General features: G+C 46.2%; 27 protein-coding genes. 18 read left to right on the top strand and 9 right to left on the bottom strand.

Going from position 1 to position 24,413, the window contains the following annotated elements; genetic code table 11:
- Positions 1-50: 50 nt before the first annotated feature.
- Positions 51-479, top strand: a complete 429-nt coding sequence (locus ACTTK6_RS03250) for a DMT family transporter (RefSeq protein WP_462832663.1) — start codon at positions 51-53, stop codon at positions 477-479.
- A gap of 360 nt (positions 480-839) precedes the next feature.
- Here ACTTK6_RS03250 and ACTTK6_RS03245 read toward each other — a convergent pair whose 3' ends face one another.
- On the bottom strand, positions 840-1,274 hold the full coding sequence (locus tag ACTTK6_RS03245) for a universal stress protein (RefSeq protein ID WP_462832662.1): 435 nt from the start codon (positions 1,272-1,274) through the stop codon (positions 840-842).
- 447 nt (positions 1,275-1,721) lie between these two features.
- Here ACTTK6_RS03245 and ACTTK6_RS03240 point away from each other — a divergent pair, with 447 nt between their 5' ends.
- The 7 genes from ACTTK6_RS03240 (at position 1,722) to ACTTK6_RS03210 (ending at position 8,602) form a co-directional block, all read left to right on the top strand.
- On the top strand, positions 1,722-1,859 hold the full coding sequence (locus tag ACTTK6_RS03240; protein ID WP_158219125.1) for a hypothetical protein: 138 nt from the start codon (positions 1,722-1,724) through the stop codon (positions 1,857-1,859).
- A gap of 173 nt (positions 1,860-2,032) precedes the next feature.
- Positions 2,033-2,818, top strand: a complete 786-nt coding sequence (locus ACTTK6_RS03235; protein ID WP_462832661.1) for an SDR family NAD(P)-dependent oxidoreductase — start codon at positions 2,033-2,035, stop codon at positions 2,816-2,818.
- Positions 2,819-3,659: 841 nt separating this feature from the next.
- Complete coding sequence (locus ACTTK6_RS03230; RefSeq protein WP_462832660.1) at positions 3,660-4,514, top strand: MurR/RpiR family transcriptional regulator; 855 nt, start codon at positions 3,660-3,662, stop codon at positions 4,512-4,514.
- Between the two features lie 138 nt (positions 4,515-4,652).
- Positions 4,653-5,546 carry an N-acetylmuramic acid 6-phosphate etherase gene (gene murQ / locus ACTTK6_RS03225; protein WP_462832683.1) on the top strand — a complete coding sequence of 298 codons (894 nt, stop codon included), beginning with the start codon at positions 4,653-4,655 and terminating at the stop codon, positions 5,544-5,546.
- A 23-nt stretch (positions 5,547-5,569) separates the two neighbouring features.
- Positions 5,570-6,928, top strand: a complete 1,359-nt coding sequence (locus ACTTK6_RS03220) for a PTS transporter subunit EIIC (protein ID WP_462832659.1) — start codon at positions 5,570-5,572, stop codon at positions 6,926-6,928.
- Positions 6,929-6,986: 58 nt separating this feature from the next.
- Positions 6,987-8,051, top strand: a complete 1,065-nt coding sequence (locus tag ACTTK6_RS03215; protein WP_462832658.1) for a MupG family TIM beta-alpha barrel fold protein — start codon at positions 6,987-6,989, stop codon at positions 8,049-8,051.
- Positions 8,052-8,131: 80 nt separating this feature from the next.
- Positions 8,132-8,602 (top strand): peptide-methionine (S)-S-oxide reductase, encoded by a 471-nt coding sequence (locus tag ACTTK6_RS03210; RefSeq protein ID WP_462832657.1) that lies wholly within the window; start codon positions 8,132-8,134, stop codon positions 8,600-8,602.
- Positions 8,603-8,637: 35 nt separating this feature from the next.
- On the opposite strand, the gene ACTTK6_RS03205 is transcribed toward ACTTK6_RS03210, so the two are convergent.
- Both ACTTK6_RS03205 and ACTTK6_RS03200 read right to left on the bottom strand, forming a co-directional pair.
- A complete protein-coding gene (locus ACTTK6_RS03205; RefSeq protein WP_462832656.1) occupies positions 8,638-9,528 on the bottom strand; it encodes a diacylglycerol/lipid kinase family protein in 891 nt (296 codons plus the stop codon).
- Between the two features lie 323 nt (positions 9,529-9,851).
- Positions 9,852-10,439 carry a hypothetical protein gene (locus ACTTK6_RS03200; RefSeq protein WP_462832655.1) on the bottom strand — a complete coding sequence of 196 codons (588 nt, stop codon included), beginning with the start codon at positions 10,437-10,439 and terminating at the stop codon, positions 9,852-9,854.
- 189 nt (positions 10,440-10,628) lie between these two features.
- On the opposite strand from ACTTK6_RS03200, the gene ACTTK6_RS03195 reads away from it, so the two are divergent.
- A complete protein-coding gene (locus tag ACTTK6_RS03195) occupies positions 10,629-10,919 on the top strand; it encodes a hypothetical protein (protein ID WP_462832654.1) in 291 nt (96 codons plus the stop codon).
- Positions 10,920-11,132: 213 nt separating this feature from the next.
- On the opposite strand, the gene ACTTK6_RS03190 is transcribed toward ACTTK6_RS03195, so the two are convergent.
- Together ACTTK6_RS03190 and ACTTK6_RS03185 are read right to left on the bottom strand one after the other, a co-directional pair.
- Positions 11,133-11,309, bottom strand: coding sequence for a hypothetical protein (locus tag ACTTK6_RS03190; RefSeq protein WP_462832653.1), 177 nt, complete (start codon positions 11,307-11,309; stop codon positions 11,133-11,135).
- A gap of 37 nt (positions 11,310-11,346) precedes the next feature.
- Complete coding sequence (locus ACTTK6_RS03185; protein ID WP_462832652.1) at positions 11,347-11,637, bottom strand: hypothetical protein; 291 nt, start codon at positions 11,635-11,637, stop codon at positions 11,347-11,349.
- 506 nt (positions 11,638-12,143) lie between these two features.
- Here ACTTK6_RS03185 and ACTTK6_RS03180 point away from each other — a divergent pair.
- The 3 genes from ACTTK6_RS03180 (at position 12,144) to ACTTK6_RS03170 (ending at position 13,972) form a co-directional block, all read left to right on the top strand.
- Positions 12,144-12,470 (top strand): PadR family transcriptional regulator, encoded by a 327-nt coding sequence (locus ACTTK6_RS03180; RefSeq protein WP_462832651.1) that lies wholly within the window; start codon positions 12,144-12,146, stop codon positions 12,468-12,470.
- Entirely contained in the window at positions 12,471-13,142 is a 672-nt protein-coding gene (locus ACTTK6_RS03175; protein ID WP_462832650.1) for a DUF1129 domain-containing protein, read from the top strand.
- Positions 13,143-13,357: 215 nt separating this feature from the next.
- Positions 13,358-13,972 (top strand): hypothetical protein, encoded by a 615-nt coding sequence (locus ACTTK6_RS03170; protein ID WP_462832649.1) that lies wholly within the window; start codon positions 13,358-13,360, stop codon positions 13,970-13,972.
- Between the two features lie 250 nt (positions 13,973-14,222).
- Here ACTTK6_RS03170 and ACTTK6_RS03165 read toward each other — a convergent pair whose 3' ends face one another.
- Positions 14,223-14,843 carry a CHRD domain-containing protein gene (locus ACTTK6_RS03165; RefSeq protein ID WP_462832648.1) on the bottom strand — a complete coding sequence of 207 codons (621 nt, stop codon included), beginning with the start codon at positions 14,841-14,843 and terminating at the stop codon, positions 14,223-14,225.
- Between the two features lie 327 nt (positions 14,844-15,170).
- Here ACTTK6_RS03165 and ACTTK6_RS03160 point away from each other — a divergent pair, with 327 nt between their 5' ends.
- From ACTTK6_RS03160 to ACTTK6_RS03145, 4 genes are all read left to right on the top strand, one after another.
- A complete protein-coding gene (locus ACTTK6_RS03160; RefSeq protein WP_462832647.1) occupies positions 15,171-16,553 on the top strand; it encodes a copper amine oxidase in 1,383 nt (460 codons plus the stop codon).
- A 30-nt stretch (positions 16,554-16,583) separates the two neighbouring features.
- Positions 16,584-17,591 carry a class F sortase gene (locus tag ACTTK6_RS03155; protein WP_462832646.1) on the top strand — a complete coding sequence of 336 codons (1,008 nt, stop codon included), beginning with the start codon at positions 16,584-16,586 and terminating at the stop codon, positions 17,589-17,591.
- A 108-nt stretch (positions 17,592-17,699) separates the two neighbouring features.
- Positions 17,700-17,897 (top strand): hypothetical protein, encoded by a 198-nt coding sequence (locus tag ACTTK6_RS03150; protein WP_079476351.1) that lies wholly within the window; start codon positions 17,700-17,702, stop codon positions 17,895-17,897.
- A 145-nt stretch (positions 17,898-18,042) separates the two neighbouring features.
- The gene (locus ACTTK6_RS03145; protein ID WP_462832682.1) at positions 18,043-19,416 is read left to right on the top strand and encodes an LPXTG cell wall anchor domain-containing protein; all 1,374 of its coding nucleotides are present in this window, start codon (positions 18,043-18,045) and stop codon (positions 19,414-19,416) included.
- A gap of 169 nt (positions 19,417-19,585) precedes the next feature.
- Here ACTTK6_RS03145 and ACTTK6_RS03140 read toward each other — a convergent pair whose 3' ends face one another.
- The 3 genes from ACTTK6_RS03140 to ACTTK6_RS03130 are packed head-to-tail and all read right to left on the bottom strand — an operon-like array spanning position 19,586 to position 21,468.
- A complete protein-coding gene (locus ACTTK6_RS03140) occupies positions 19,586-20,293 on the bottom strand; it encodes an ATP-binding cassette domain-containing protein (protein ID WP_462832645.1) in 708 nt (235 codons plus the stop codon).
- Positions 20,280-20,660: a GntR family transcriptional regulator gene (locus tag ACTTK6_RS03135; protein ID WP_462832644.1), complete on the bottom strand. Its 381-nt coding sequence runs from the start codon at positions 20,658-20,660 to the stop codon at positions 20,280-20,282. The genes ACTTK6_RS03140 and ACTTK6_RS03135 overlap by 14 nt, the downstream gene beginning before the upstream one ends.
- A 4-nt stretch (positions 20,661-20,664) precedes the next feature.
- On the bottom strand, positions 20,665-21,468 hold the full coding sequence (locus ACTTK6_RS03130; RefSeq protein WP_462832643.1) for a hypothetical protein: 804 nt from the start codon (positions 21,466-21,468) through the stop codon (positions 20,665-20,667).
- A gap of 183 nt (positions 21,469-21,651) precedes the next feature.
- On the opposite strand from ACTTK6_RS03130, the gene ACTTK6_RS03125 reads away from it, so the two are divergent.
- Complete coding sequence (locus tag ACTTK6_RS03125; protein ID WP_462832642.1) at positions 21,652-21,843, top strand: hypothetical protein; 192 nt, start codon at positions 21,652-21,654, stop codon at positions 21,841-21,843.
- Between the two features lie 192 nt (positions 21,844-22,035).
- Positions 22,036-24,387 carry a glycoside hydrolase family 31 protein gene (locus tag ACTTK6_RS03120; RefSeq protein ID WP_462832641.1) on the top strand — a complete coding sequence of 784 codons (2,352 nt, stop codon included), beginning with the start codon at positions 22,036-22,038 and terminating at the stop codon, positions 24,385-24,387.
- The last annotated feature ends 26 nt before the right edge of the window (positions 24,388-24,413 follow it).

Genomic DNA, 24,413 nt, shown 5'->3' with positions numbered 1-24,413 from the left:
AAGAGGAACCATATAAGTGTAGATTTTAGAAATACAAGGGGGGAAGGCGCATGGCCTGGCTGTTAATAATATTATGCTTTACCGGAGGGGCGGCGCTCGCGTTCCAGGCTGGTGTGAACGGAGAAATCGGCAGCAAAATAGGCAGTGTGGAAACGGCCTTTATCGCTTATTTTGTCGGGACCGTTTGCTTATTCTTAAGCACGCTGGTGCAGGGAGGCCTCTCGTTTTCGTTTCCATCCTTCTCGTTCTGGAAATGGACGGTCGGGGCGCTGGGCGCTTTTTATATTGTCTGTATCATTCTGGCGGTGCCGAGGATCGGGGCTTCTGCGGCGATTACCGCCGGCATTGCTGGACAGTTACTGCTCGGAATGCTTCTGGACCATTTTGGTGCATTTGGAACGCTGGAGCTCCCAATGGATGCCTCACGGCTGGCCGCGCTCGGATTGATTGGGGTGGCGCTGTATCTATTTTATCATTGACGCAGAAAGCCTGTCCGTCGGGGCGGCCAGCTTTTCTGCATCATCTTTTAATAGAAATTCTTATTACATATTCTGATTGTTTGTAAGCACACATATAAAGAAAAAACCCCAAACGGTTGAGTGTTTGGGGCTGCCATAATTTTATGCGTTAACCGCATAAGGGGAGTATATACTTAAATGGTTTGCAATGAAGCAGGATCTTCCAAAGATATTTCATCCTAATGCATTCATGCAGAGGAAGGTAGGGAAAGTATTTAACTATCTTGATGAGAAGGCAAAGGCTCCTGGGTCAGCTATAGAATCATCTACACGGCACTGCTTGTCCCCGGCCGCTCGACAATAAGCAGATTTCGCTTCTGCTTACGTCGAAATGACTTTTACGTTACAATCGACCTTTTTTTGAACGCTTTTGGCTGTATTGCCAAGAAATGCCCTGTCGATTTTGGAAGCTCCTGATTCCCCGAGCACGACTAGATCTGTCTCGTATCTGGCGCAAATTTTTCCAATGTCTCGTTTCGGAAGGCCGGGCTCCATGATGGTTTCTACTTGAGGGACTCCTTGTTCAACAGCCCATTCTTTGAGTCGTTGAAGCTGGGAAGAAGCCTGGGCCTGAAGCCGGCGGAAGCCGTTCGGGTCCATGCGCTCGAAGGGGAAGTACCCTTTGGTGTCCATCATAAAGGCGATCAGTAACGTAGCCTGGTGCTCCTGTGCTAATTGTACGGCATGAGCTAAAGGGTCGTGCGAAGTGGCTTCAAGAGTTTCGACACCGACTAATATACGCTGAAATTGTTCCATAGTTTTTCTTCCTTTCTAATAAAAATGTTATATCCGCGATCACTCATAGATGGTAGCGGTTGAAGGGAATCAATAATGAAAATGTTTTCATAAAACCAAAAAAAGCCAGAAAAAGAGAAAATTCTCTTTTTCTGGCTGATGGTCTAGCTTTGATATCTATCCATTGCTGCCGCGTATGAGGAAATGATTAGCACTTCCGATTAGCACTTCCAAAGAAGAATCATAGTCATTTCTAAAATAAATTACCCGGCAAAGGGAGTAATAAAACATGGGGATGGCACCTTTTTCGGCTTTATTTATTTTTATAAAACCGCTCGAGTAATAAAAATTCGTGAAAAAGTGCCGTGGCTGTAGCTGTTTCTGGTTCTTGTAACGAAAGAAGAGGTTTACCTGCTTCCGTAAATCAGGTAAAGAGGTACTATCAATCACGAGAGGAGATAGCCCATCATGAATAAAGCACACTTACTCACAGAAAAATTGGCGCTGCAGGAAGACTATAACCAGGGTAAGGTGTCCTACGACGATTTTCAACAACGGCTGCGGAAGATCCAGGAGCTGTTGAAGCAGGAAAATCCTAAAAAATGATAGATAGGAACGAGGCTCAATAAAACATTTTTTGTACTCTTCCTTTAAATAATATTTTTCGATAGGGTTGGCGCATCTTCCAAGCGTTAGTCCGACAGCGTCTTAAGGCTTAGGATAATACGTGTAATGCTTAGCAGAGGGTGTATAAGAAAAACAAATAAGGAGTAAATAAAATGTCCAAAGAACGTCCATTTACCATGATAACGGGAGCTTCCTCGGGCTTGGGGCTGGAGCTTGCAAAATTATTCGCCCAGGATGGATACGACATTGCGGTTTCGGGCTCGAGTGAGCGCATTTTTGAAGCGGCGGAGGCTATTGAACGCTACGGTGTGGAAGCGTATCCTCTTCAGGCAGACGCCTCGACGTATGAGGGAGTGGAGGAATTTTGGGAGTTTGTGAAAAGTAAAAACAGAGAGCTGGATGCGGCTGTGTTAAACGTCGGTGTCAGCATTGGCGGTTCCTTTTTAGAAAACGATTTGCAGGAAGAGCTGCGGTTAATAGACATTAACATTTCGGGAACGGTGCATATGGCGAAGCGCGTCGTTCAGGATATGGTTCCGAATAAAAAGGGAGATATCCTTATCGTTTCGTCTCTGTCGGCGACATTGCCGACACCTTATGAAACAGTGTATGGTCCGTCGAAGGCATTTGGATTTATGTTTGCCGAATCCTTAAGAGAGGAGTTAAGAGAGACAGGCGTCAATGTAACAGCTATGCTCCCTGGTGCTACAAATACGGATTTTCACCACAATGCCGGCATGGATAATACCTACTTTGGCGATGAGAGAAACAAAAATGACAAAGAACTAGTAGCAAAGCAAGGGTATGATGCTTTAATAAATAAATGGGATCACGTAGTGTGTGGCGATGAAGCAACGAAGAAAGCAGCAGAAGAAAATCGAATAACATCTGAAGAGGTTAAAGCAGCTGAACATGCGAAAAAGGCAAAACCCCAGTAAAGAGCAAAAAAAACGAATGATTGTTTATGACGGGCCCCGGAAAAACTCCGGGCCCGGTTTTTTTCTGCTCTCTGTTTTTTTGATAATTTTGAGTTGAGGGCCGTACGAAGTTCGTAAAAACACTGGTACAAAAAAGGTGCAATTTTGCCCTATAGTACTGAGAAAGAATATCCCCGAGGAAAACATATCAAATAAATGGTGGCGTCCGTATACGTCCCTAGTGTCAGGCCCGAGAAGATGCTTTCTTTATTAACCATCCATTGATAGTTTCTTTAATTATAATAAAGACTCCTAACTAATGAATGAAATTTAATTCACAAAGCTATTTAGAAATTTACTGGCCTCACTATTAAATTTCCACATTACGCCAAACTTATCAGCTACGAGCCCAAAACTGGAGGACCACGGAGTGAACGCTAATGGCATAAGCACAGTACCGTCTTCAGAGAGCTCTCGAAAAATTGATTCGTTTACCTCTGGCTCAGCATCGATAATACTGATAAGAAGAGAATTTTCACTCGTTTGTAAAACGTTAGCGCTTCTTCTGCCTAACCGTTGAATTGTAAATAAGCTACTGTTTTCATCTTTTATTTCTTCCTTTTTATATCCAAAGTATAATAGGGCATAGACGACATCATAGTGTCGTCTATGGGAGGAGTATATGAAAAAATTGAACGATTGGGTTATTTAAAAATAAAAGATTAATAGATTCTGGAAAAATGCTTTGCTATGGTAAGCTCTGCAATAGTATTAGTGAGCATCACCAGCTTCTTAATATTTATTTGCTAATAACACTTTAGTGTCTTCATAATAAAAACATACATAAAAGGGGGACTGCAAGATGGAAACACGCTTAGTGGCTAAAATTCGTGCCAAATATAATAGCTTCACTAAAGCAGAAAGGAAAATAGCGGAGTATGTGCTTAATTATGCAGAATTCGTACCTACAATGACCACCAAGCAATTAGCTGTTCAGGCAAATGCGAGTGAGGCAAGTATCGTCCGTTTCTGCAAACGCATAGGCATGGAAAGCTTTCGAATGCTCAAAGTTGCTCTTGCCCAGGAGCTGTCTCAAATGGATGCTTCCATTAATAGTTTGTCCCTCCTTGAAAGCAGTGATAATCCCCACAGTCTATTTCAAAAAGTAACGTCTTTAAACCGGGCTTCGCTTGACATGATGACAAAAACTGTCAATCATCAATCATTTGAAGAAGCTGTCCAACTGATCTCCCGGGCAAAGACTGTTGGCTTATTTGGTGTTGGTGGTTCTTTCACTCCGGCAGTAGACGGCCAGTATAAATTCATGCGACTCGGGCTTCATGCCTCCGCCTCATCTGATTATCATTACATGGTTCCATTTATTACAATGATGAAGAAAAACGATGTGTTAATCTGTTTTAGCACTTCTGGTTATACAAAGGAGGTTATTGATACGGCCAGTTATGCTAAAGAAAAGAATCTAACAGTTATCAGCATCACCAAATACGCCAATTCACCATTGGTCAAGCATTCTGACTACGTTCTGGCAATTCCGGATATTGAACAGGCAGAACGAATTGGAAGCATTGCTTCACGCACCAGCCAGTTGAATTATATAGATGCCTTATATGTAGCTGTTTTTCATCTAATTGGCGAAGAATTGGTAGAAGCATTCGAACAGGCAAGAGAAACAACAGAAGAGCATCGGAAACTATAATTATGCACTATATGGATCCGCTCTTTTTTCGGTCCTTTTTAAAATTAAATTTCATTTATTTTTATATTATATTGATTTTAAATTTCAAAATATTTATAATTAAATTGTAAGCGTTTTCTAAAAAGATAGCGAGGGATGATAGTGAATAAACTTAAAACCGAAACAAGACACCCGGCTACATATGAACTCGACAATTTAAGCATTAGGGAAATACTTCAACTTATGAACCACGAGGACAAAACTGTGCCGAACGTGATCGAAAGCATTCTTCCCTTAATTGAGCCTCTTGTGGAGAAAGCAGAAGCCTCTATCCGCCAGAACGGTCGTTTGATTTACGTAGGCGCTGGTACAAGTGGACGCCTTGCAATACTGGATGCCGCTGAATGTCCTCCTACATTCGGCACTACACCGGAAACGGTGCAGGGAATCATCGCTGGTGGGAAAGAAGCTTTGCTTACCGCAGTGGAAGGAGCAGAGGATTCTGAAAGCCTTGGTGCTTCTGACCTCAAAGAAATCCAACTGACATCCCGGGACATCGTTATTGGGCTGGCTGCAAGCGGCCGTACGCCTTATGTAGCCGGGGCTCTTAGCTACGCAAGAAAAATTGGGGCCGTAACGGGAAGCATTTCCTGTAATCAGGATGCCCCCATCAGTGCACTTGCCGATTATCCCGTGGAAGCTGTAACGGGACCTGAAATACTTACTGGCTCTACTCGACTAAAAGCCGGCACTGCCCAAAAGAACATATTGAATATGATATCTACTGTAACAATGATCAGGCTGGGCAAAGTGTACGAAAATTTCATGGTAGACGTACAGGCAACGAATCAAAAGCTGGCCCGTCGCTCAATGAGTATGATACAGGAGGTCACCGGTGTAGATGAGCAAACAGCCGTTTCCATATTTGAAGCTTCCGGCCGGCATGTAAAAACAGCAATTGTCATGATTCTGGCTGACACTACTTCTTCTGGGGCGACAGCACTGCTTGAACAAAACCATGGGAGAGTCCGGGAAGCCATTATTAACAAATAAATGCATAAAAAGGAGTGTTTCTGGTGAAAAAAGAACAACAAATTGCTCAAGATGTTCTTCAGCCCCTTGGCGGCAGCGAAAATATCGTTTCTTTGTATAACTGTATGACGCGGGTTCGTCTGAACGTACGTGACCCGGAAAAAGTTGACATCGAACAATTAAAAAAGGTCGAAAATGTTATGGGGGTCGTAGAGGAAGAGACCATTCAGATTGTTGTTGGTCCCGGCACTGCAGGCAAAGTAGCGGCTGAATTGGAAAAAATAACAAATCTTTCAGCAGGTAGTGTCCAGGGAGATGATCACACAGCTGAAGATGTTAAAGCTGGGATCAAACAACGGCAGCATACGCCGATCCGGAATTTCTTAAAGCGTATCGGTAATATTTTTATTCCATTAATTCCTGCATTAATCGCTTCTGGGTTAATTAATGGTGCAGCCAACTTTGCACAAAATGCTGGTGTCGATCCGGAAACGACCTGGCTGCAGATTCTGCTTGTGATCGGCGGAGGAATTTTTACATACCTTGGCATTCTGGTAGGTTGGAATACCGCAAAAGAGTTCGGCGGCACCCCGGCTCTTGGCGCTGTCGCTGGTATTTTAATTATCAATCCTGCCCTTGCCGATATTACGCTGTTCGGAGAAGCTCTTGTACCCGGGCAGGGTGGGATCTTTGCAGTTATTCTGGCCGCCTGGGCGATGGCCTTTGTTGAACGTACTATTCGAAAATTTATTCCAGGTACACTCGATTTGATTTTCACTCCATTTTTTACCGTACTAATTGTAGGTATTGCTACAATCGTTCTTTTGCAGCCAATCGGGGGATTCATTTCTACCGGTATTACTGCTGCTATCAATTTTGTGTTAAATATTGGTGGGGCGGTAGCAGGGGCAGCCCTTGCTGGTTTCTTTCTGCCTCTTGTCATGGTGGGGATGCACCACGGACTGACGCCCATCCATTTAGATTTTATTGACAGCATGGGAGCTACGCCGCTTCTTACGATTCTGGCTATGGCAGGAGCCGGCCAGGTTGGTGCTGCAATAGCCGTCTTCGTAAAAACGAAGAACAGACAGCTTCGTAATACGGTGAAAGGGGCTCTGCCAGTCGGCTTTCTAGGAATCGGTGAGCCTCTCCTTTACGGCGTGACTCTGCCGCTCGGACGTCCGTTTGTAACCGCTTGTCTGGGGGCCGCGGTAGGAGGCGCTTTTCAAGCAGTAATAGGCACAGCATCGACCGGTATCGGGGTTTCAGGCTTATCGTTGATTCCACTTATCGATGGCCAATATGTCATGTACTTTTTAGGTCTTCTGGCAGCCTACTTTTTTGGTTTTTTATTCACTTATCTTTTTGGTTACAACGAAAAAATGGCTGAAAATATTCAATAAGAAAGGAAGCTTCTTTTCAGCTTCCTTTTTACATATTATATAGAAGGAAGGGAAATCCATGAAAGGGTTTAGCGTTTATCTTACTGAAGACTTAGAAGAAGAATTCTCTTATTTAGCACGTATGAAAAATAACGGTTTTTCTTTTGTATTTACTTCACTTCATATACCCGAAAATAAAATTTCCTCTTATCAGAACCAGCTTCAAGCCCTCGCCCGCCAGACAGCATCGCTTGAACTCAATTTGTTTGCAGACATATCTCCAGCTTCCTTTCAACTGCTGAATCTTACAGTTGCAGATGGAAAAAAGCTTCAAGAGTGGGGCCTAACCGGCGTGAGGGTGGATTATGGCATTGATGCCCCCGGAATTGCCGCACTTGCTAAACACGTCAATGTATTATTAAACGCCAGTACAATAACTGAATCCATGCTCAAGGATTTGAAAGCCCACGGTGTGAATTTCTCCTCCTTAGCGGCTTGGCATAACTTTTATCCCCGGCCTGAGACCGGGCTCGACCGACAACAAATCATTCAAAAGAATAAATGGCTGCAATCAGAAAACATTCGGACTTGCGCCTTTGTACCGGGGGATGAAAAGCCCCGGGGCCCTTTATATCAGTTTCTTCCCACGCTTGAAGAACACCGGGGAGCGGCTCCATTTCCAGCCGCTTTAGATTTATGGCGGACTTGCGCTGTCAATGATATATGTATAGGGGACAGCATGCTGTCCTCCGAAGAAGCTTCCCTTTTTAAAACCTACGAAGAAACGAAAGAAATATCAATCCGCTCTTCATTGTTTGTAAAAGATACTGGTGTCGCAGATATATTTCGCATGCTGCACTGGCAGCGGCCAGACCCGGCAAGAGATGTGATCCGGTCGGAACCTTCCCGCTCTTTCACTGCAAAAAATCAAATTCAAATTTCACCGTCTCATTCAGCAGAACCCCGGCCTGTTGGAACGATTACAGTTGATAACGAACGATACGGCAGGTATCATGGAGAGCTTCAAATAACGAAGAAGGATCTGCCGGCTGATTCAAATGTCAATGTTATTGGCCGTGTACATCCGGACTCTCATTTACTTTTATCATTGCTTGAACCTGGCGAGTTATTTAAACTCGTGTAAAAGCAGTTGATATAAGTCTTAATTTATTTATACAAGGAAGCACAATGGATTACTGTGTTTACACAAAAAGGAGTAGCCATATGGAAACAGTATATATTGCCGGCGGCTGCTTATGGGGCGTGCAGGCGTTTATTAAAACGCTGCCTGGCGTGGAGTTCACAGAAGCGGGCAGGGCGAATGGCAGCACTCATACCCTGAATGGCGGCTATGATGGCTACGCCGAATGCGTGAAAACGGGTTTTGACCCGGGAGTCGTCACTATCACGGAGTTGATGGAATATTTATTTGAAATCATTGATCCGTACAGCCTGAATCGGCAGGGGGAGGATATAGGAGAGAAATACAGAACCGGTGTGTACAGCGAAAAACCGGAACATTTAGCAGAAGCGAAGGCGTTTCTTAAGGAGAGAACGGATTACCACCGTATAATGGTGGAAGTGCTGCCTCTGAAAAACTACATTAAAAGCGCCGGGGAGCACCAGGATAGACTGGATAAACACCCCGGCGATTATTGTCACATTCCAGAGAGACTGTTACGCAAATATAATTAGAACAGAATATTAAATGACTGTTGATCCTGACTCCTCTAGCGGTCAGGCGGTACAAAGATACGAAGCTCATGCGGCAGAACGGCGGCATCAAAGGGCAGCGGCCGTCCTTCGTCGCCATCGATATTAAAGATGTGCCTCTCGGCCGTACTTGCGCGCAGGGTGGCGGTCGCAAAATATTCAATATCATCATGGCGGGAAAGAGAACCCTGCAGCAGTTCCGGTATCATTTGCGCGATGTTTGTAAGCCCTAATCGTTTAACAATAAACACATGGAAGCACCCGTCGTGCACTTTCGCCTGGGGGGCAAGCGACTCGATGCCGCCGACCGAATTCGTTAAAGCCACCAGCGCTAGATAAGCGTCGCCTTCCCACACGCCCTGGTCGTGTTCGAGCGTTAACGCAAACGGGGTGTGATGCCGGAAAGCTTTAGTTCCTTCGAGGACGTAGGCAAGAGGACCAAATGCAGACTTTTGCTCCGCGCTTACGTCGTACACAGCCTCGGCAATCGCTCCAATGGCTAAGACATTCATGAAATACGTGCGGTCAACCTTCCCAATGTCGACAGGAATCGTATGCTGCTGACGGATAACCTCTATGGCTTCGGAAGGGTCAAGAGGGAGATGCAGCGCCCTGGCAAAGTCATTGACGGTGCCAAGTGGGAGAAAGCCAAAAGCCGGCTGGTGGGAATGTTCTGCCAGGCCATTGACACTTTCGTTCACGGTGCCGTCGCCACCAAGCGTCACCAGGGCGTCAAATCGCTGTTCGCACGCCTGCTGTGCCAAGTCTTTGGCGTCGCCCGCTTTTTCTGTGTACCGGATTGTAACGTTGTCATACAGCTCCTGCAATACTTTAATAGCAGGAGCTTCGTGGGAAAGAGCGTCGGCCTTCCCGGACGAAGGGTTGATAATCAGCATGGCTTTAGACATTAAAAGCTCCTTTTTAATGATAGTAGGTGAACGATTTCTTGAAAGAATGGCAGCTATTTGAATATGCGGGGCTCATGCTCAACTTCAATTTTTCCATAAAAAACCAGAAAAAGAGGTTTTTTCTTTTTCTGGCTTATGGGCTGTCTGTGCTGACCACCCATTGCTGCCGAATATAGTTTTATTCCAATTCTTTATTAATAGAGTTTTCACTGCTTAATGGTTTACCCCGGGGAGAAAATGATCAAACCTGGCGTATTTTAAACGGAAGGTTTCAAGAATTGTCTGAAGAACATTCAACAGCAGGGTGCAATACGGGATAAGAGCTAGAATACTGCGACGAAAGCGCCCAGAAAGAGAGCCGCCGCCACAATAGCCAGTATGGTGAAACACAAGTATGTAAAAGAAATGGTTAAAGACCTTGGCCTGCTCGTGTTAACAGCCACCTGGATCATGCCAACGGTAATTACAAATGTCCAGACGATTGAAAGCAGATCGAGCACATTATAGACATTCGAGAAAAATGATGGAACAAGTCCCAGGGTGAGAAACAGGCACAGGCCAATGATCGCAAAGGGCAGCAAAAATAAAGTTGGAGTAATGGCCAAAATATTGACCCAGAGAGCTTTTTGATATGAAAGGGAATGATCATAAATACGTGTCGCGCCTTTCAGTATCAGGGGCAGAATAAAAAACACCGCGCCTCCGAGCAAAACCAGCAGCAGCAAAAACCAGGGGTCGTCAGGAATGGCCGGTGATTGATTGGTGCCAAGAGAGATATAATTCGTAATAAATGTGTGTCCAATACTGGCGGCCAGAATGAACAGAGCCACCAATACCAGTGAATAGCGGTAGGTCATTTGGACGAATTGTTTACGGGGCTGAAACGGAAGCTGAAGAATGGATGTAAACATGAAAACCTCCTGCGATTTTTGTAAATTAGTTACATTTAAAACATTAATATACATATATTGAAGGAACAACCCTTCATTTAGTAATTTGGATGTCATGACTGGATATATTTGTTAAAATTAAAGCTCCGAATTAGGTTTGAACTCTTATTTTTAGGTTGGGCGAACATTTACGAAGAAAGAGGGGTATGCATGGTGGCTGCGAAGGACAAAGGAGAGAAAAGTAGAATGCTGAAGCCGGCAAGCCCTGGGGCCGAAGCAGTTCTTATCTACGGCATGCTTTTTGTCGCCACCATGTTGGCAATGGGAAAACCCCTTACGGCAGACAACCTTGCTTTGCCTGCTGTAGCGTTATTTTTAGTCGTAAATGGCTGCGATTATATTGAACGAAAAAGCAGGAAAAATTTTCAGCAGCTTATTGTCGTAGGATCGTTTCTTTTAGCCATGGCTTCTGCTCTGTGTATGGCGCTTTGGATTGTTTAACGATAACGACAAATGATAGTGATGGTGATATGAAAATGACTTTCGAGCGCCGTTTTTTAAGGATTATTGTTAACGCCAAATAACAGCCCTATGGCGATAGGCACTAGTATAATATAAAGAATTATTATAAAAGGAACGAAAATTCCTATATATTTCTATATATACTTTAACACTTTGAGCATTTTGATCGTGACTGCTCCTTATAGTTAATTTTTATGAATTCTTTTTGCTGAAGACGGCATAAGCGGTTGCCATCGCAAGAAAGGAAACAACTGCATTGCTGGATACCTGGAGTAATGCCGGCAGATCGGGAAGCAGAACGTCCAAGAAAAACAAAACAATAACTGTTAGAGAGCCTGCTAATATCCCTGTTTTCCATGCGGTATTCATGTCTAATGCCTCCTTATTGGCAAGTATTCAAATCTTATCAGCCATTATAACGCCGGAGCATCTGCACATCGTATATTAAAGCGAATATCAGAAGTGGGAGAATTCCAATACTAATATAAAAGTTTTGATGCTCTTTTTTGGCATGAAAACGGTACAGCAAATACAGCCACACAAAAAATGGGATCAGAGGAATGGCCGCCATGCCAATGGTAATAAAAAATTGATTGATGCTGCTGAAAAGGCTAAGAGTAAACAGGGATACCAATCCTAGGCCGTACATCAAAAGCATGCCGGATAGCAGCAGCATGGCAAAATTCCATTTTTTCATTGAATAACCTCCAATATTTTTGACCCTGAAGCGAACAGCAGGCTTATTCCAAGGGCTGTGCATACCCATAAGGCCAGAGGCAGATCCCAGCGTCCGAGGTGTAGATGGCCTGCATAGCTGACCGTCCATATGGCGCTGAAGGAAAAGAAGAAAAGAAACGTCGAAGGGTGAAGGTCAGCTGTAAACCCCGTTCTAAATAAACCAAACCCAATTAATCCGCATACGAAAAAGAGTAGAACAAAATATAATATATGAACCACAGTACGCATAACTTCCCTTCTAAATCCGACATTAGTAATTATTTCCATTTTTGAACATAAGAATCGAAAATACAAGGCTTTTAATGATTAAAGTCATTGTTGTTTTTCGACTGAAGGTATATTAAAGTGAAGCTATATTGTTATACAAGATAGTGGAGGAATACTTCGTTTAACCCGTTCTGGCGGTAATATGCACGGCGGGTATTTAATTAAATAACTAGCATGTATTGCAAGGCAGGTGACCAGATGAATGAGCGAAGCCAGCTGTTGAAGGGCATTTTGGAAGGATGTATTTTAGCTATTATTTCCCGGGAGACTGTCTATGGCTATGAGCTGGCGGTCAAGCTGCAGCAGCAGGGGATCGACGTCAAGGAAGGATCCATTTATCCGCTGCTTTTGCGACTGCAGAAGGAAAAGCTGATTCACGGGGAAATGAAGACTTCAGACAGTGGGCCGAACCGGAAATACTATACGCTGACGCCGGCGGGCGAAGCTTCGCTGGAGGCGTTCCGGGAGAACTGGAAGGCCCTGAAGCAGCCCGTTGATCAATTACTGGACAAGGAGGAGTCGTAGGTGAGTACGTTGGTGGAGGAAAACAACGAAAAGCGAAACCAATTAAATAAAGAAAATAAGAAGATATATGAAGATATGATGGTGTATATCCGCCTTTCATTTAATAAAAGTGAACAGGAAACCGAAGAGGTGCTGATGGAGCTGCTAGATCATCTTCTTGTTTTGCAGGCAGAGGGAAGGGACAGTTCGGAGCTGTTTGGCTCTGACCCCAGGCAGTATGCGAAGGATATTGTCGGCGAGCTGCCTCAGACAGTGCCCAGAAAAATGATGGCGTTGTTTGTAATGGGCATTTGTTATTTTTTAAGTGTATATATGCTATCTACTGGATTGATACAAACAATTCTTTCGTATGGTTTTCAGCGGTTGGAGCCAACAAAATCGTACAGCCTGGGGACGACTGCAATAATTATTATGCTGGGGAGCTTTATGTTATCGGTCGTGGGATACAGTGTCTTTCGTTATATCAAGTGGTCTTGTTTCCGGGATGTTTCGAAAATAAAGGAATTTCTGGTAACAGGTTTTATATTCGGTATCGTGCCGGGCACTGTATTTTTTGCAATGTATTACTGGCTGCCTGCATTCGGTCCAACCATCACTTTTCCCGTTTATTGGCTGGGGATAGCTGGAGCAGTGTTTCTACTGTTGGCTGAAATATTGCGGAGGAAAGCTTAGCATAAAATGAGAAGTGAATTTAATTATTTAATACGTTAATGATGCTGAGACCTAAGCGCAAAAGTGAGATTAGATATGAAACAAAGAACTTGAAAGGTGAGAAAAGAGGTAATGAGAGAATTTCTTTCGTTTAAGACATTGGAGAATGAGGCGTTTCGAAAACAACGGACGAAATATTTGCTTAAAACTGCAAAAAAAACCCGAAAACAAAAAATTTGAATACATGGTTAGAAGCTATTCTGATCGCTTTAGTTTGCCTTATATTCTTGACGGGTTTTATTTTTATCTATTCTGATCGTTTTGAATTTGGATGGCTCCGTTTAATTGCTACGTTTTTAGCGATCAGCATAATATATGCAGCGGCTTCGAACTTAATGATAAAAAAAGTGATCGCAAAGTATCACGGGTACCAAAACCTTTCACTTTTATACGACAAAATTGTCATCAAAGAAATTCAGCGTTGGGTAAGAAACAACGATATTTCTTCTGAAAGATTATTGAATGTTTATCTTCCTCATGTTCAAAAACTCCTGGAAGAACATAAAAAAACTTCATTAATTGAAAGGTTTAAATCCCAATGGGGAAAAATATTTTTACTGCCAAGTACATTGTTTATAGTTTTTTCATTTATATTTCAGCTACCTGGGGCAGAAGACGCATCAAGTAACGAATTATTGTACGTTGGTTTTTTAATTTTAATGATTGGTGTTATGGTTTTAGTGATTATTGTTTTTGTAACTTTTGGAATACTTTGTTTCTCCGTTCCAGATTTTGACCGACGCTTTTACACCCGCCTGGAGCTGGCTTTAACCATAGCTGCGTATCGATAGCCGAATAACTTAAAGCATATTGAAAAAACTATAATCAGCCCCTGCTTCTCAAAAGCAGGGGTTTTTTGATGGAAAGCACGGATATAATTAAAAGCCTAAGCATGAACGCTTTAGCTGTCAAAAAGTAAAAAATGCCCGGCATTTTGTTTTATTCAAAACGGTTTCTTAACCAGCTCTAATGCCATAAAAAAAGCCATCCTCTCCATACAGCAGGAGAGGATGGCTTCAAAATATTTAGTCTGCTGACATTTTAAGCTTCGCTTCTCCGGCGCATGAATAATGCTGCGCCGCCAACTGCTAAAGCAGCAATACCAGCCCAAAGACCAGTCATGCCGTTGTCACTGGTACCGCCCATGCCGGTTTGCGGCATTTCCTCCGGCATCATGGCTGCCTCCTGGGCTTCTTCATCCAGCTGGCCGCGGATCTCGCCATCCGGATATTCCTCTGTATGAAGATTCGCATAAACATCACCTGCGACAAGGCTCATGGAGAATTCTTCCCAGGTCATGTCACCGACCAGGTCATCCTCGGTGAGCGTGCCGGTTGCGACTTCGCCGTCGTAATCCATTGGTTCATCGTTTTCGAATAAAAATAACTCGACAGGACCGTCTTCACCTTCGGCCCCGCTATGCAGGTGTCCGGCAACGGCGTTATCCAGGTCCTCGGCGTGGACAGCATACATGATGGACTCCCCGTCTTCACTTACTTCAAAGTGAGCTTCGCCCATAGCGTCGCTGTCGACGTCTTTGGTTTCGGCCTCAGGCGTTAAGTCCACCATGAATTCCAGTCCCTCGTGGTCGGCTGAAGCGGTGCCGGCAAAGCTGGTTACTGCAAATACGGATGCCAGTGGTACAATGACGCGTTTTTTCATATTCATTTCCCCCTTAATTATTAATGAAATGGAACGGTCGATCAGGTACCAGTCGCGCCCCCTTTAATGAGTGCAGATTAAATACAGGCACTCAATTAATAAGACTACGAAGGCGAAAAGAAAACGGATCACCAATTGATAGAATTTTTTTAAAATTATGTAAATAAGCATTTTCAGTACATCAAATAGTTCGGTATGAAGAGCGTTAAAATCGAAAAATGAAAGAGGGAGAATTTAAAGAGCTTTTATAAAATTTCGATTAATTGTGATCCAAAGCGATTTTCTTCTCGTTAGCCTGTATGAACACAAAACGAGGAGGGTTTTTCCATGATTGGTAAAAAATTTATTTTAGGTGCAACAGCAGCCACCCTGATGGTACCGACAACCGCCATGGCCGCAGACAATGACTCCAGCCAGCAGATGCCAATGACAGACATGCAGAACATGAAGGACATGTCGGCCGGGGACGTCCGGGCGTCATTTGATCAACTGTTATCCGAGCACTTTGTCTTAGCCGTGCTGTCGATGCAGAAGCAGTATGACGATGCGCCGGACGCAGAAGAAGTCCAGGAGCAGCTGAATAATAATGCCGATGACATGCAGATGGCGATTACGTCCCTCTACGGCGAAGAAGCCGGCCAACAGTTTGGTGATCTGTTCCGGGAGCATAATGAATATACGACCGATATTGTGGAAGCCACCAAAAATGATGATGAAGCAAGCCTCGAAGAAGCCGAAGCTGAAATACAAACCTTTGCCGATGATTTAAGCACGCTTCTCTCCGAAGCCACCGGCGGGGAACTGCCGCAGGAAGCAGCGGAAGAAGCCCTGATTGCTCATGAAGATGACGTCCAGAGCGCCTTTGACAACTACGTGGCTGAGGATTACAAGGCCGCTTACAGTGATTACCGGGAAGGCTATGCCCGCATGTTTGATATCGGTGAAACCGTGTCGGACGCGGTTGTGAAAGGCATGCCGGAGCAGTTTGACCAGGGTACGACCGATACGGCGGCCGACGATCTCCGCTCGAACCTGAATATGCTCGCCGGCGAACACTTCAGCCTGGCGGTGCTGGAAATGCAGAAGGGCGTGAACCAGCAGGACGATTATGACTTTGTTACGTGGGCCGAGGACGGCAACACCGAAGACTTCCGGGCCGCGATCACGTCGATCTACGGTGAAGAGGCCGGGGTACAGTTCATGGACGTCTGGCAGGGCGAGCATATTGATGCCCAGAGTGATATCGTAGCTGCTACACTGGAAGAAGACGAGGGAGCGCGTCAGGCCGCCGAGGAGGAACTACAAATGTTTTCTGAGGACTTTGGTGCCTTCTTAGGTGGGGCGACGGAGGAAAACCTTCCGACCGAAGCTGCTCAGGACGCCGTATGGATGCATGAAAGCCAGGTGCTCGACACGTACGATAACTATATGAACGAAGACTATGAAGCAACCTATGACTCGTTCCGCGAAGGCTATGCCTTTATGTTTGGCATCGGCAAAAATCTTGGAGGCGCGATCTCAACGCAAATGCCGGATCAGTTCGGCACGGACATGATGATGGAAGACGGCGAAATGATGCCGGCGGAAATGCCGCAAACGGGCATGGGTGGAACAGCTAATGGCAACAGCCCATGGGCCTGGGTATTCGCGTCTGTCGCGATGACGGCCCTGGCGGGAGCATTCTTCTTCCGTAAAAACCTGGCCAAATAATTTCACGTGAACAGAAAGGAGAGGGGAACGGTGACCAAACGACGAATCAAATTCCTCATACTGGCGGCAATGATGTTTGTGGCCATCGGCCTGGGGGTGCAGTACGCGCAGCAGGCGCTGTTCTCCTCTCCGGCGGAAACCACGGTATTATCCGAGGGAGAGGGCGTGTCCGATTCGGAAGAGAATGAAAACACCGGAGAAAGCTCGTCCCCGCCACAGGTGGAAGAGTTTGTGCAGGTTGCGGGTAATACCGAACCAGAAGAAAACCCAGAAAAAACCGAGGAACTGAACCTGTCCGCGCCTTCCACCCTGTCGATCCCATCGATTGACGTCGAGGCTGACCTGGAAGGCGTGGGCGTACTGGATAACGGCCAGATGGGAGTGCCGGATTCCGCAGAGGGTGTCGGCTGGTTTGAACCGGGCGTGACGCCGGGGGAACAAGGCAATGCGGTTATGGCCGGCCATGTGGATAGTGCAAGCGGCCCCGCGGTATTTTATGATCTGGAGGATATGGAAGCCGGGGATGAGGTTCAGGTGACCAACGAAGACGGGCAGGAGCTGGCGTTTAAAGTCACCAAAGTCGTGAGTTATCCGCGCCAGGATGCTCCGATCGAGAACATTTTTGGATCAAGCGACGGCCGGCACCTGCAGCTGATTACGTGCACCGGCACGTTTAATCAGGAGCAGGGCACGCACGATGAGCGGCTGGTCGTCTACACCGAACTCACCAAGGAGAGCGAAGAAGCCCTGATGAACGATAGCGAAGAAGCATCGGACCCACCTCCGTCTCCCGACAACGTCTCTCTCCAGGGGTCGCTTGTAAAATGGCACGCGGTGCGGGACGAGGACGTGGTCGGCTACCGGGTGTACCGCCAGGAAGAAGGCGGAGAGGATTTCACCCGCGTCGCAAGCGTGGATGCACATGAACGGAAAAGCTACACGGAAACGGAAGACGGAAGCTTCACGTACCATGTGACCGCTGTTAATGCAGACGGGACCGAATCCGAACCGTCCGAAGACGTGGCCATAAATAAATAAAGATTGGGATAGGAGCCTATAAACAACAAGACGATGAACGTGTCACACGGCATCGTCTTTGTTGTTTCGTGAGACGAGTAAAAGGATGAACAGGAGGAGGGAGGCGCGATGGCTATAAATGAAAAGAAATGGGGGAGTCAATTAAATAAACAATTGCAAAACAAAAAAGCCGCTGATGGCCTTGAGACCGAGAGCGATCTTTTTACAATTGCTCAGGAAAAGCTGACCTGCTGTACGCCTCCTGTGGGCATGAAAGAGCGAGTGCTTCAGTACGTTTTTGGAGAGAAAAGCTATACGCAGAATTAACGTGGCAAAGCGGCTAATAAAATGTATATTTAGAAAAATAATCAATAAATTCACTAAATTGTAACAAATAGTGATCCAATTTCTGATCCATTTCGTTAACTGGGTGTAACAAACCATGAAGGAGGATTATCACATGAATATGAATTTGAACTGGAAACGCACGGCACTTGCACTGCCATTATCTGCAGCCGTCGTGATCCCGACAGCGCCGGGAGTGGCATCTGCCGACAGCCATGAAGGTGAAAATAACATGGAAATGTCATCAGAAGAGATGATGGCATCGGTATCGACACCGGCGGGCGATCTTCGTGCCCAGCTGGATCATTACTTGTCTGAACACGCGTATCTTGCTGTAACGACCATGCAGAAAGGTGCGGATGGCGCAGAGGATTTTGAAGAATCTGCCGCCGCTCTGGAAGCCAACACCAAAGACCTTTCCAATACGATTGCTTCGGTTTACGGCGAAGAAGCCGGCCAGCAGTTTGAAGAAATGTGGAGCGAGCATATCGATTATTTCGTTGATTATGTTAATGCGACTGATGCGGGAGACGAAGCTGCCAAGCAGGAAGCCCTCGACAATCTGAAGGATTATCGCGAGGAATTCTCTCAGTTCCTGGACGGTGCGACAGATGGCGGCGTTGACGCTGAAGCCGCTTCCGAAGGATTGGAAATGCACGTCAATCAGCTGATCGGGTCGTTTGACAGCTACGTAGCTGGAGACTATGAAGAAGCTTATTCGCTGGCCAGCGACGCGATGGAGCACATGTACGGGGTCAGTGAAAACCTCTCGGTTGCGATCGCTGACCAGTTCCCGGAAAAATATAATAATACCAATCCGGATACACCGGCCGTTGACCTGCGTTCCGATATGAACTTCCTGTTCTCCGAGCACGCGGCCCTCGCCGTAACCGCGATGCAAAAGGGCGGCGCCGGCGCAGAGGATTTCGGTGCTGCAGCTGGTATTTTGAACCAGAACACGCAGGAACTGTCGGATGAGATTGCATCCGTCTACGGCGAAGAAGCCGGCCAGCAGTTTGAAGAGATGTGGAGCGAACACATTGGTTATTTCGTGGATTACGTGGAAGCGACCGGAGCGGAAGATGAAGCGGCCCAGCAGGAAGCGCTGGATAACCTTGATAACTACCGGATGGAATTTTCCAAGTTCATGGAAGAAGCAACCGGCGGTGAACTGCAATCCGATGCTCTGGCGGAAGGCCTGCAGATGCACGTGAACCAATTGATCGGCGCCTTTGACAGCTACACGATGGAAGAGTATGACATGGCCTATGAGGACGTCCGCGAAGCTTACGGCCATATGTTTGGCGTAGGGGAAGGTGTTTCCGGAGCTATTGTGGCTCAGTATCCGGAGCAGTTTGAAAGTGAAATGATGCCGGAAGAAATGCCAAAAACCGGCATGGGCGGTACGGCTCAGAATGTTAGTCCATGGGGCGTCGCTGCCGGAAGCATGGCGCTTGTGATGGCAGGTATTGCACTCATGAAACGCCGCAGAGAAGCCTAGAAACGTATTGAAAATAAAGCAATAAGCGTATATGAAAAACCAGCCGGCGTTGTATGAATCAACGTCGGCTGGTTTATGTTTTTAGACGTACAGCTTTTTAACAACGAAGCAATTGTTATGAAGGGCGCTGTGAAAGTTATAAAGGAGGAGCATTCTAAAACATGCTACATCAGTAAACATTCCTTTCTCTCGCATAAATATGTTCCATCCAGCCGGCTGTATCCACGCCGAATTGTTCACGGATCGCTTCGCTGTCTTCCATGTCGAGGACGTGCTGCTGCCGGAGGACGAGCACCCGGTCGAGCAGGGGGTCCATTTCACTGACTTCATGCGTACTGATAATGACGCCCTGAGAGTCGACATCCACAAAAGAGACGAGGCTCTGGATGATTGAGCGCCGTACGAGCGGATCGAGGCCGGAAAGCGGCTCATCGAGCAGAAGCAGCTCGGCTTCCCGGGCGAGTGTGACGACAATTTTCACCCGGCCGCGGTTTCCTTTTGAGAGCGTTTTGATTTTTTGGGCGGGATCGAGATTCATAAATTCGAGCATATCGTACGCCCGCTGTTTATTAAAATCGGGAAACTGGGCTGCCAGATAATCAATCAATTCTTCGATACGAAAAAAGGAGTAAATGTGGTCGTTTTCCGACAAATAAGCGATCCGGGAGCTGTCCTTCCGCGATACCGGCGTTCCGTTGTAGGTGACCGTCCCTTGATCCGGACGCAGAAGCCCGCCGGCCAGCTTGAGCAGCGTGGATTTGCCGCTGCCATTTTCGCCGACGAGTCCAGTTACTCCTTTGGCAGGTATATCGATCGTTACGTTTTCGAGCGCGGTGCGGCTTAGGAATTTCTTCGTTACTCCGTCAAAGGTTATCATGCTGATCATCCTTTCGATAGGAATCGATGCCCTGGCGGATTTCTTCTCTGCTCATGCCGAGGCTCTCCATTTCCTTCATAAATTCGTTGATCCGCTGCTGCATGAGCTGCTGTTTCAGCTGCTGGATCGATGCTTCATGTTCCGTAACAAAGGTGCCCTGTCCTCGTTTCATTTCCAACACTCCTGTTCGTTCTAATTCGCTGTATGTCCGGGAAACGGTATTCGGATTAACGCCAAACTCTACAGCCAGTGCCCGCACGGAAGGAAGCTTCGTCCCCGGCGGCCACTCGCCGCGAATGATATTGCCGTGAATGGTATCGATAATCTGCTGGTAAATAGGTCTGGAGTTATCAAATGTGTAAGCCATGGGCTTATACCTCTGCTTTCTTATCGATCAACCGGACAGAAAGGAAGAAGATGGCGAAGCCGAGCGCGGCGTGGAAAAGAATTACTCCGGTATATAATTGAAAATTAATGAATTCCACGTTCAACAGCCCCGTCAGCGAAAACTGGCCCCAGTTGGTAATCGCCTGGTACATATTGCCAAGCCCCGAGCTTGCAAGGAAGCTGACAAGAAGCACGGCGGCGATCGCCATAACGACTTGAACCCCTCTGCCCAGAGTATGCCGGAACGCAAAGTCAAACGCGTAAATAAACAGCAGGTAGACGCTGAAATAAAGCGAAACGAAAAGCACAAACATCGCCCCGAGCAGGCATAGAAGCAGCAGCTGCGGCCAAGTTGCCCCCTCCTGGGTTAAGCCGAAAAAGCCAGGAATCCCCGGCGTCAGCCAGAGAAAAAGCAGCAGCAGAACGCCATTAATAAAGAGGGAAACGACAGCGCACGCCATTCCGCTGGCGTATTTTGCGCTGATCATTTTAGCGGCCGGCTGCGGCTGATACAGCCATAAATGCATCTGGCGGCGTTCGAGCTCCAGGCTCACAATCATATAAACCGGCAGATAAACAAAATGGGCAAAAATTCCGGCCATTAAGGGGCCGATGACTGTACTTCCAACTGCCTGTACGGGAGAGTCCACAGTCACGGAAAAGAAGTTTCCGCTGTTCATCACGAGAGAGAACACCACAACAATAAAGATCAGTGCCAGGCACCAGTAAAAAATGGTCCGGGTCAAAGCAAATTCTTTTTTCCATAAGTAAAGCCAGCTAGTCATCATTCAGCGCTCCTTTGTATTAGTGTATTAATTAAATAGTACACTGGTACAAAAGAAACGTCAACAATATTCATGATTCGTAGAAAGCACTTAAAATTTTTTAATTAAAGCTTATTTCTAAAGATTTACCTGAAATAGGGAAGGGAACAGGAAAAAGTCAGCAAAAACTAACCTGGGAGGGATTGGATGAAAAGTACAAAATCCGTGCTTTATTTATATGGCATATTTTTATTCATTTCATGGAATCTGGTGCTTTTACTGGACCAGAGCCACTACGATGCAAAATACAGGATAGAAGGTATTTTATTTATGAGTGCGGTAGTGGCGGTGCTTTTTATATGTAATTTCTTTTATCACAGGAAACGGACAGAAGATTAGCGGCAGGGACCCCCCAATATATTGTGGAGGGGTCCTTTTAAAATTGGATAACATGAATAGAAAGAGGGTCCTTATTAAGTACCTCCGGGGTTGCGTAACATTCAGGAAAGCCTTATCATAAAACCAATAATTAATTTGTTTAGACTACAAATTAATTACGAGGCGAGTGATCAATCCAAAGAGGGTGAGTGTATGTTAACAACGAAAGATCAATTTTATTTGTCTGCACACGACAGCAACGTGCTGGTATTTGAATCAGATGTCCAGGGGATGTATTTTTGCGTCTATGTATTAGAAGAGAAATTATTCCGCGTTACATTAACGAAAGAGCGCCCGGAGGTGGACATACATACATGGGCGGTAGCGCCGGGAGACACGGACATGCCGTTTGAAGGACTCGACCGCAATGCCATTACGGCATATTTTTCACTTCCGCCTTATGAAACATCGGAAACGCCGGAAGAATTTGTTATTGAAACCGATCCGCTCAAGCTGAAGATAAACAAAGCTAAGCTTCACTGCAGCTGGTTCGATAAGACAAGCGGCCGCGAGGTATTAATAGCTGAAGACCGAAATACCCAGGCGTATGCCTTCCAGATTGCCGAAACAGCGCCCACGGCCCATTACTTAAAACGAAATGATACGGACCGCTACTACGGGCTTGGGGAAAAAACAGGAAACGTTAATAAATACGGCGAACGCTACCGCATGCTTAACATTGACGCAATGGGCTACGATGCCGAAAAGACCGACCCGTTGTATAAGCATATTCCGTACTATATTACCTATTCTCCGGAAAACGGAGCTGCTTACGGAGTTTATTACGATGACTATAATGAATGCGCTTTCGACATGGGGCGCGAAAAAGACAACTACCACGGAAAATATAAGTACTTTGAGTCCAAATCGGACTTTCTGGATTTTTATTTTATTCTCGGTCCGGACACGGCCGAGGTGACTCGCCGGTTTTCGTGGATGACCGGTCGCCCGGCACTGATGCCAAAATGGAGCATCGGCTATTCGGGATCGACGATGACCTATACCGATGAAGAAAAATCCCAGGAGCGGCTGATGAATTTTGTCGAGGATACGAAAAAATACGATATCCCGTGCGAGTCGTTCCATCTGTCTTCAGGATACACGTCCATCAACCATAAACGATACGTGTTCAACTGGAACTACGAAAAATTTCCCGACCCGGTAAAATTTACTGAAGATTTTCATAAAAACGGCATTAGAATCATCGCCAATATCAAGCCGAGCCTTTTGATTGACCATCCAAAGCATGAGGAAGTGCTCGATAACGACTACATTATTCTCGACAAACACGGCCGCCCGCTTCTACAGCAGTTCTGGGATGACATGGGCGTGTATCTTGATTTCACGAACGAGCAGACCATTTCATGGTGGAAGGAAAATGTAAAGAAAGAACTGCTGGCAAGCGGCATCGACGCCACCTGGAACGACAACAACGAATTTGAAATCTGGGATCCAGAGGCCGAGGTTCACCTGTTCGGCGAGGGCGGGAAGTTTCAGGATTACCGGGCGGTTTTCCCGATGCTAATGACAAAGAGCTCCCTGGAAGCACAGCTCGAATTCGATGAAGAAAAACGGCCATACCTGATCAGCCGGGCAGGCAGTGCCGGTCTCAGCAGATACGCCCAAACATGGACCGGGGACAACTACTCCAACTGGGAAACGCTTCAGTACAACATTAAAATGGCGATTGGCTTAAGCCTTTCCGGCATATACAATTTCGGGCATGATACGGGCGGCTTTTCCGGCAATGCCCCGGAGCCGGAGCTGCTTCTTCGCTGGATCCAGAGCAACATTTACTATCCGCGGTTTACGATTCATTCCTGGAATGACGACCAGACGGTCAACGAGCCGTGGATGTACCCGGAAATTGTCGATAAGGTTTCCGCCTCCATTCATTGGCACCAGAAGCTGTCGGGCTATATTTTCTCGCTGCTGCAAAAGTCTTCGGCTGCGTACGAGCCTGTCATTAAGCCGACCTTTTTTGACTTTGGCGATGACCCGGCAACGCACGCCGAAAACGATGAATTTATGCTCGGCGAAGAGCTGCTCGTCTGTACGATCGTACGTCCGGGAGAACGCGAGCGTATGGTATATCTGCCTGCTCACCCACACGGATGGTATGACATGCATACCGGGAAGTGGTATGAGGGAGGACAGACGGTCACGGTGCCGGCACCGCTTAAGTATACGCCGGTGATGGTAAAAGGCGGCAGCCTGCTTCCAATTGAGAACAAAGCCGACGGCCGGATCGATATGTACGTATACCCGGGCCAAAACGGCGAGCAGACCTCGTTTACGTATTACGACGACAACGACAAGCGGTACAGCAATGAAGCACTTTCGATTACATGCTCCATGAGAGCGGATGAAAGCAGTGTTCATATTGAAGCCGGCCGTGAAGGGGCATACAGTAATGGTTTCGCGGCAATGCACTTCCATCTGCCTCAGGATGAAACTAGAGAGATTCTGATCAACGGAGAACCGGGTGCCTCGTTTCACTGGTAAATGGCACTGCTGAAAGCTAATTAAAG

The sequence above is a fragment of the Marinococcus salis genome (assembly GCF_054971365.1).
The sequence above is the reverse complement of the archived record's forward strand: the minus strand, read 5'-3'. Positions and strand labels throughout refer to the sequence as shown.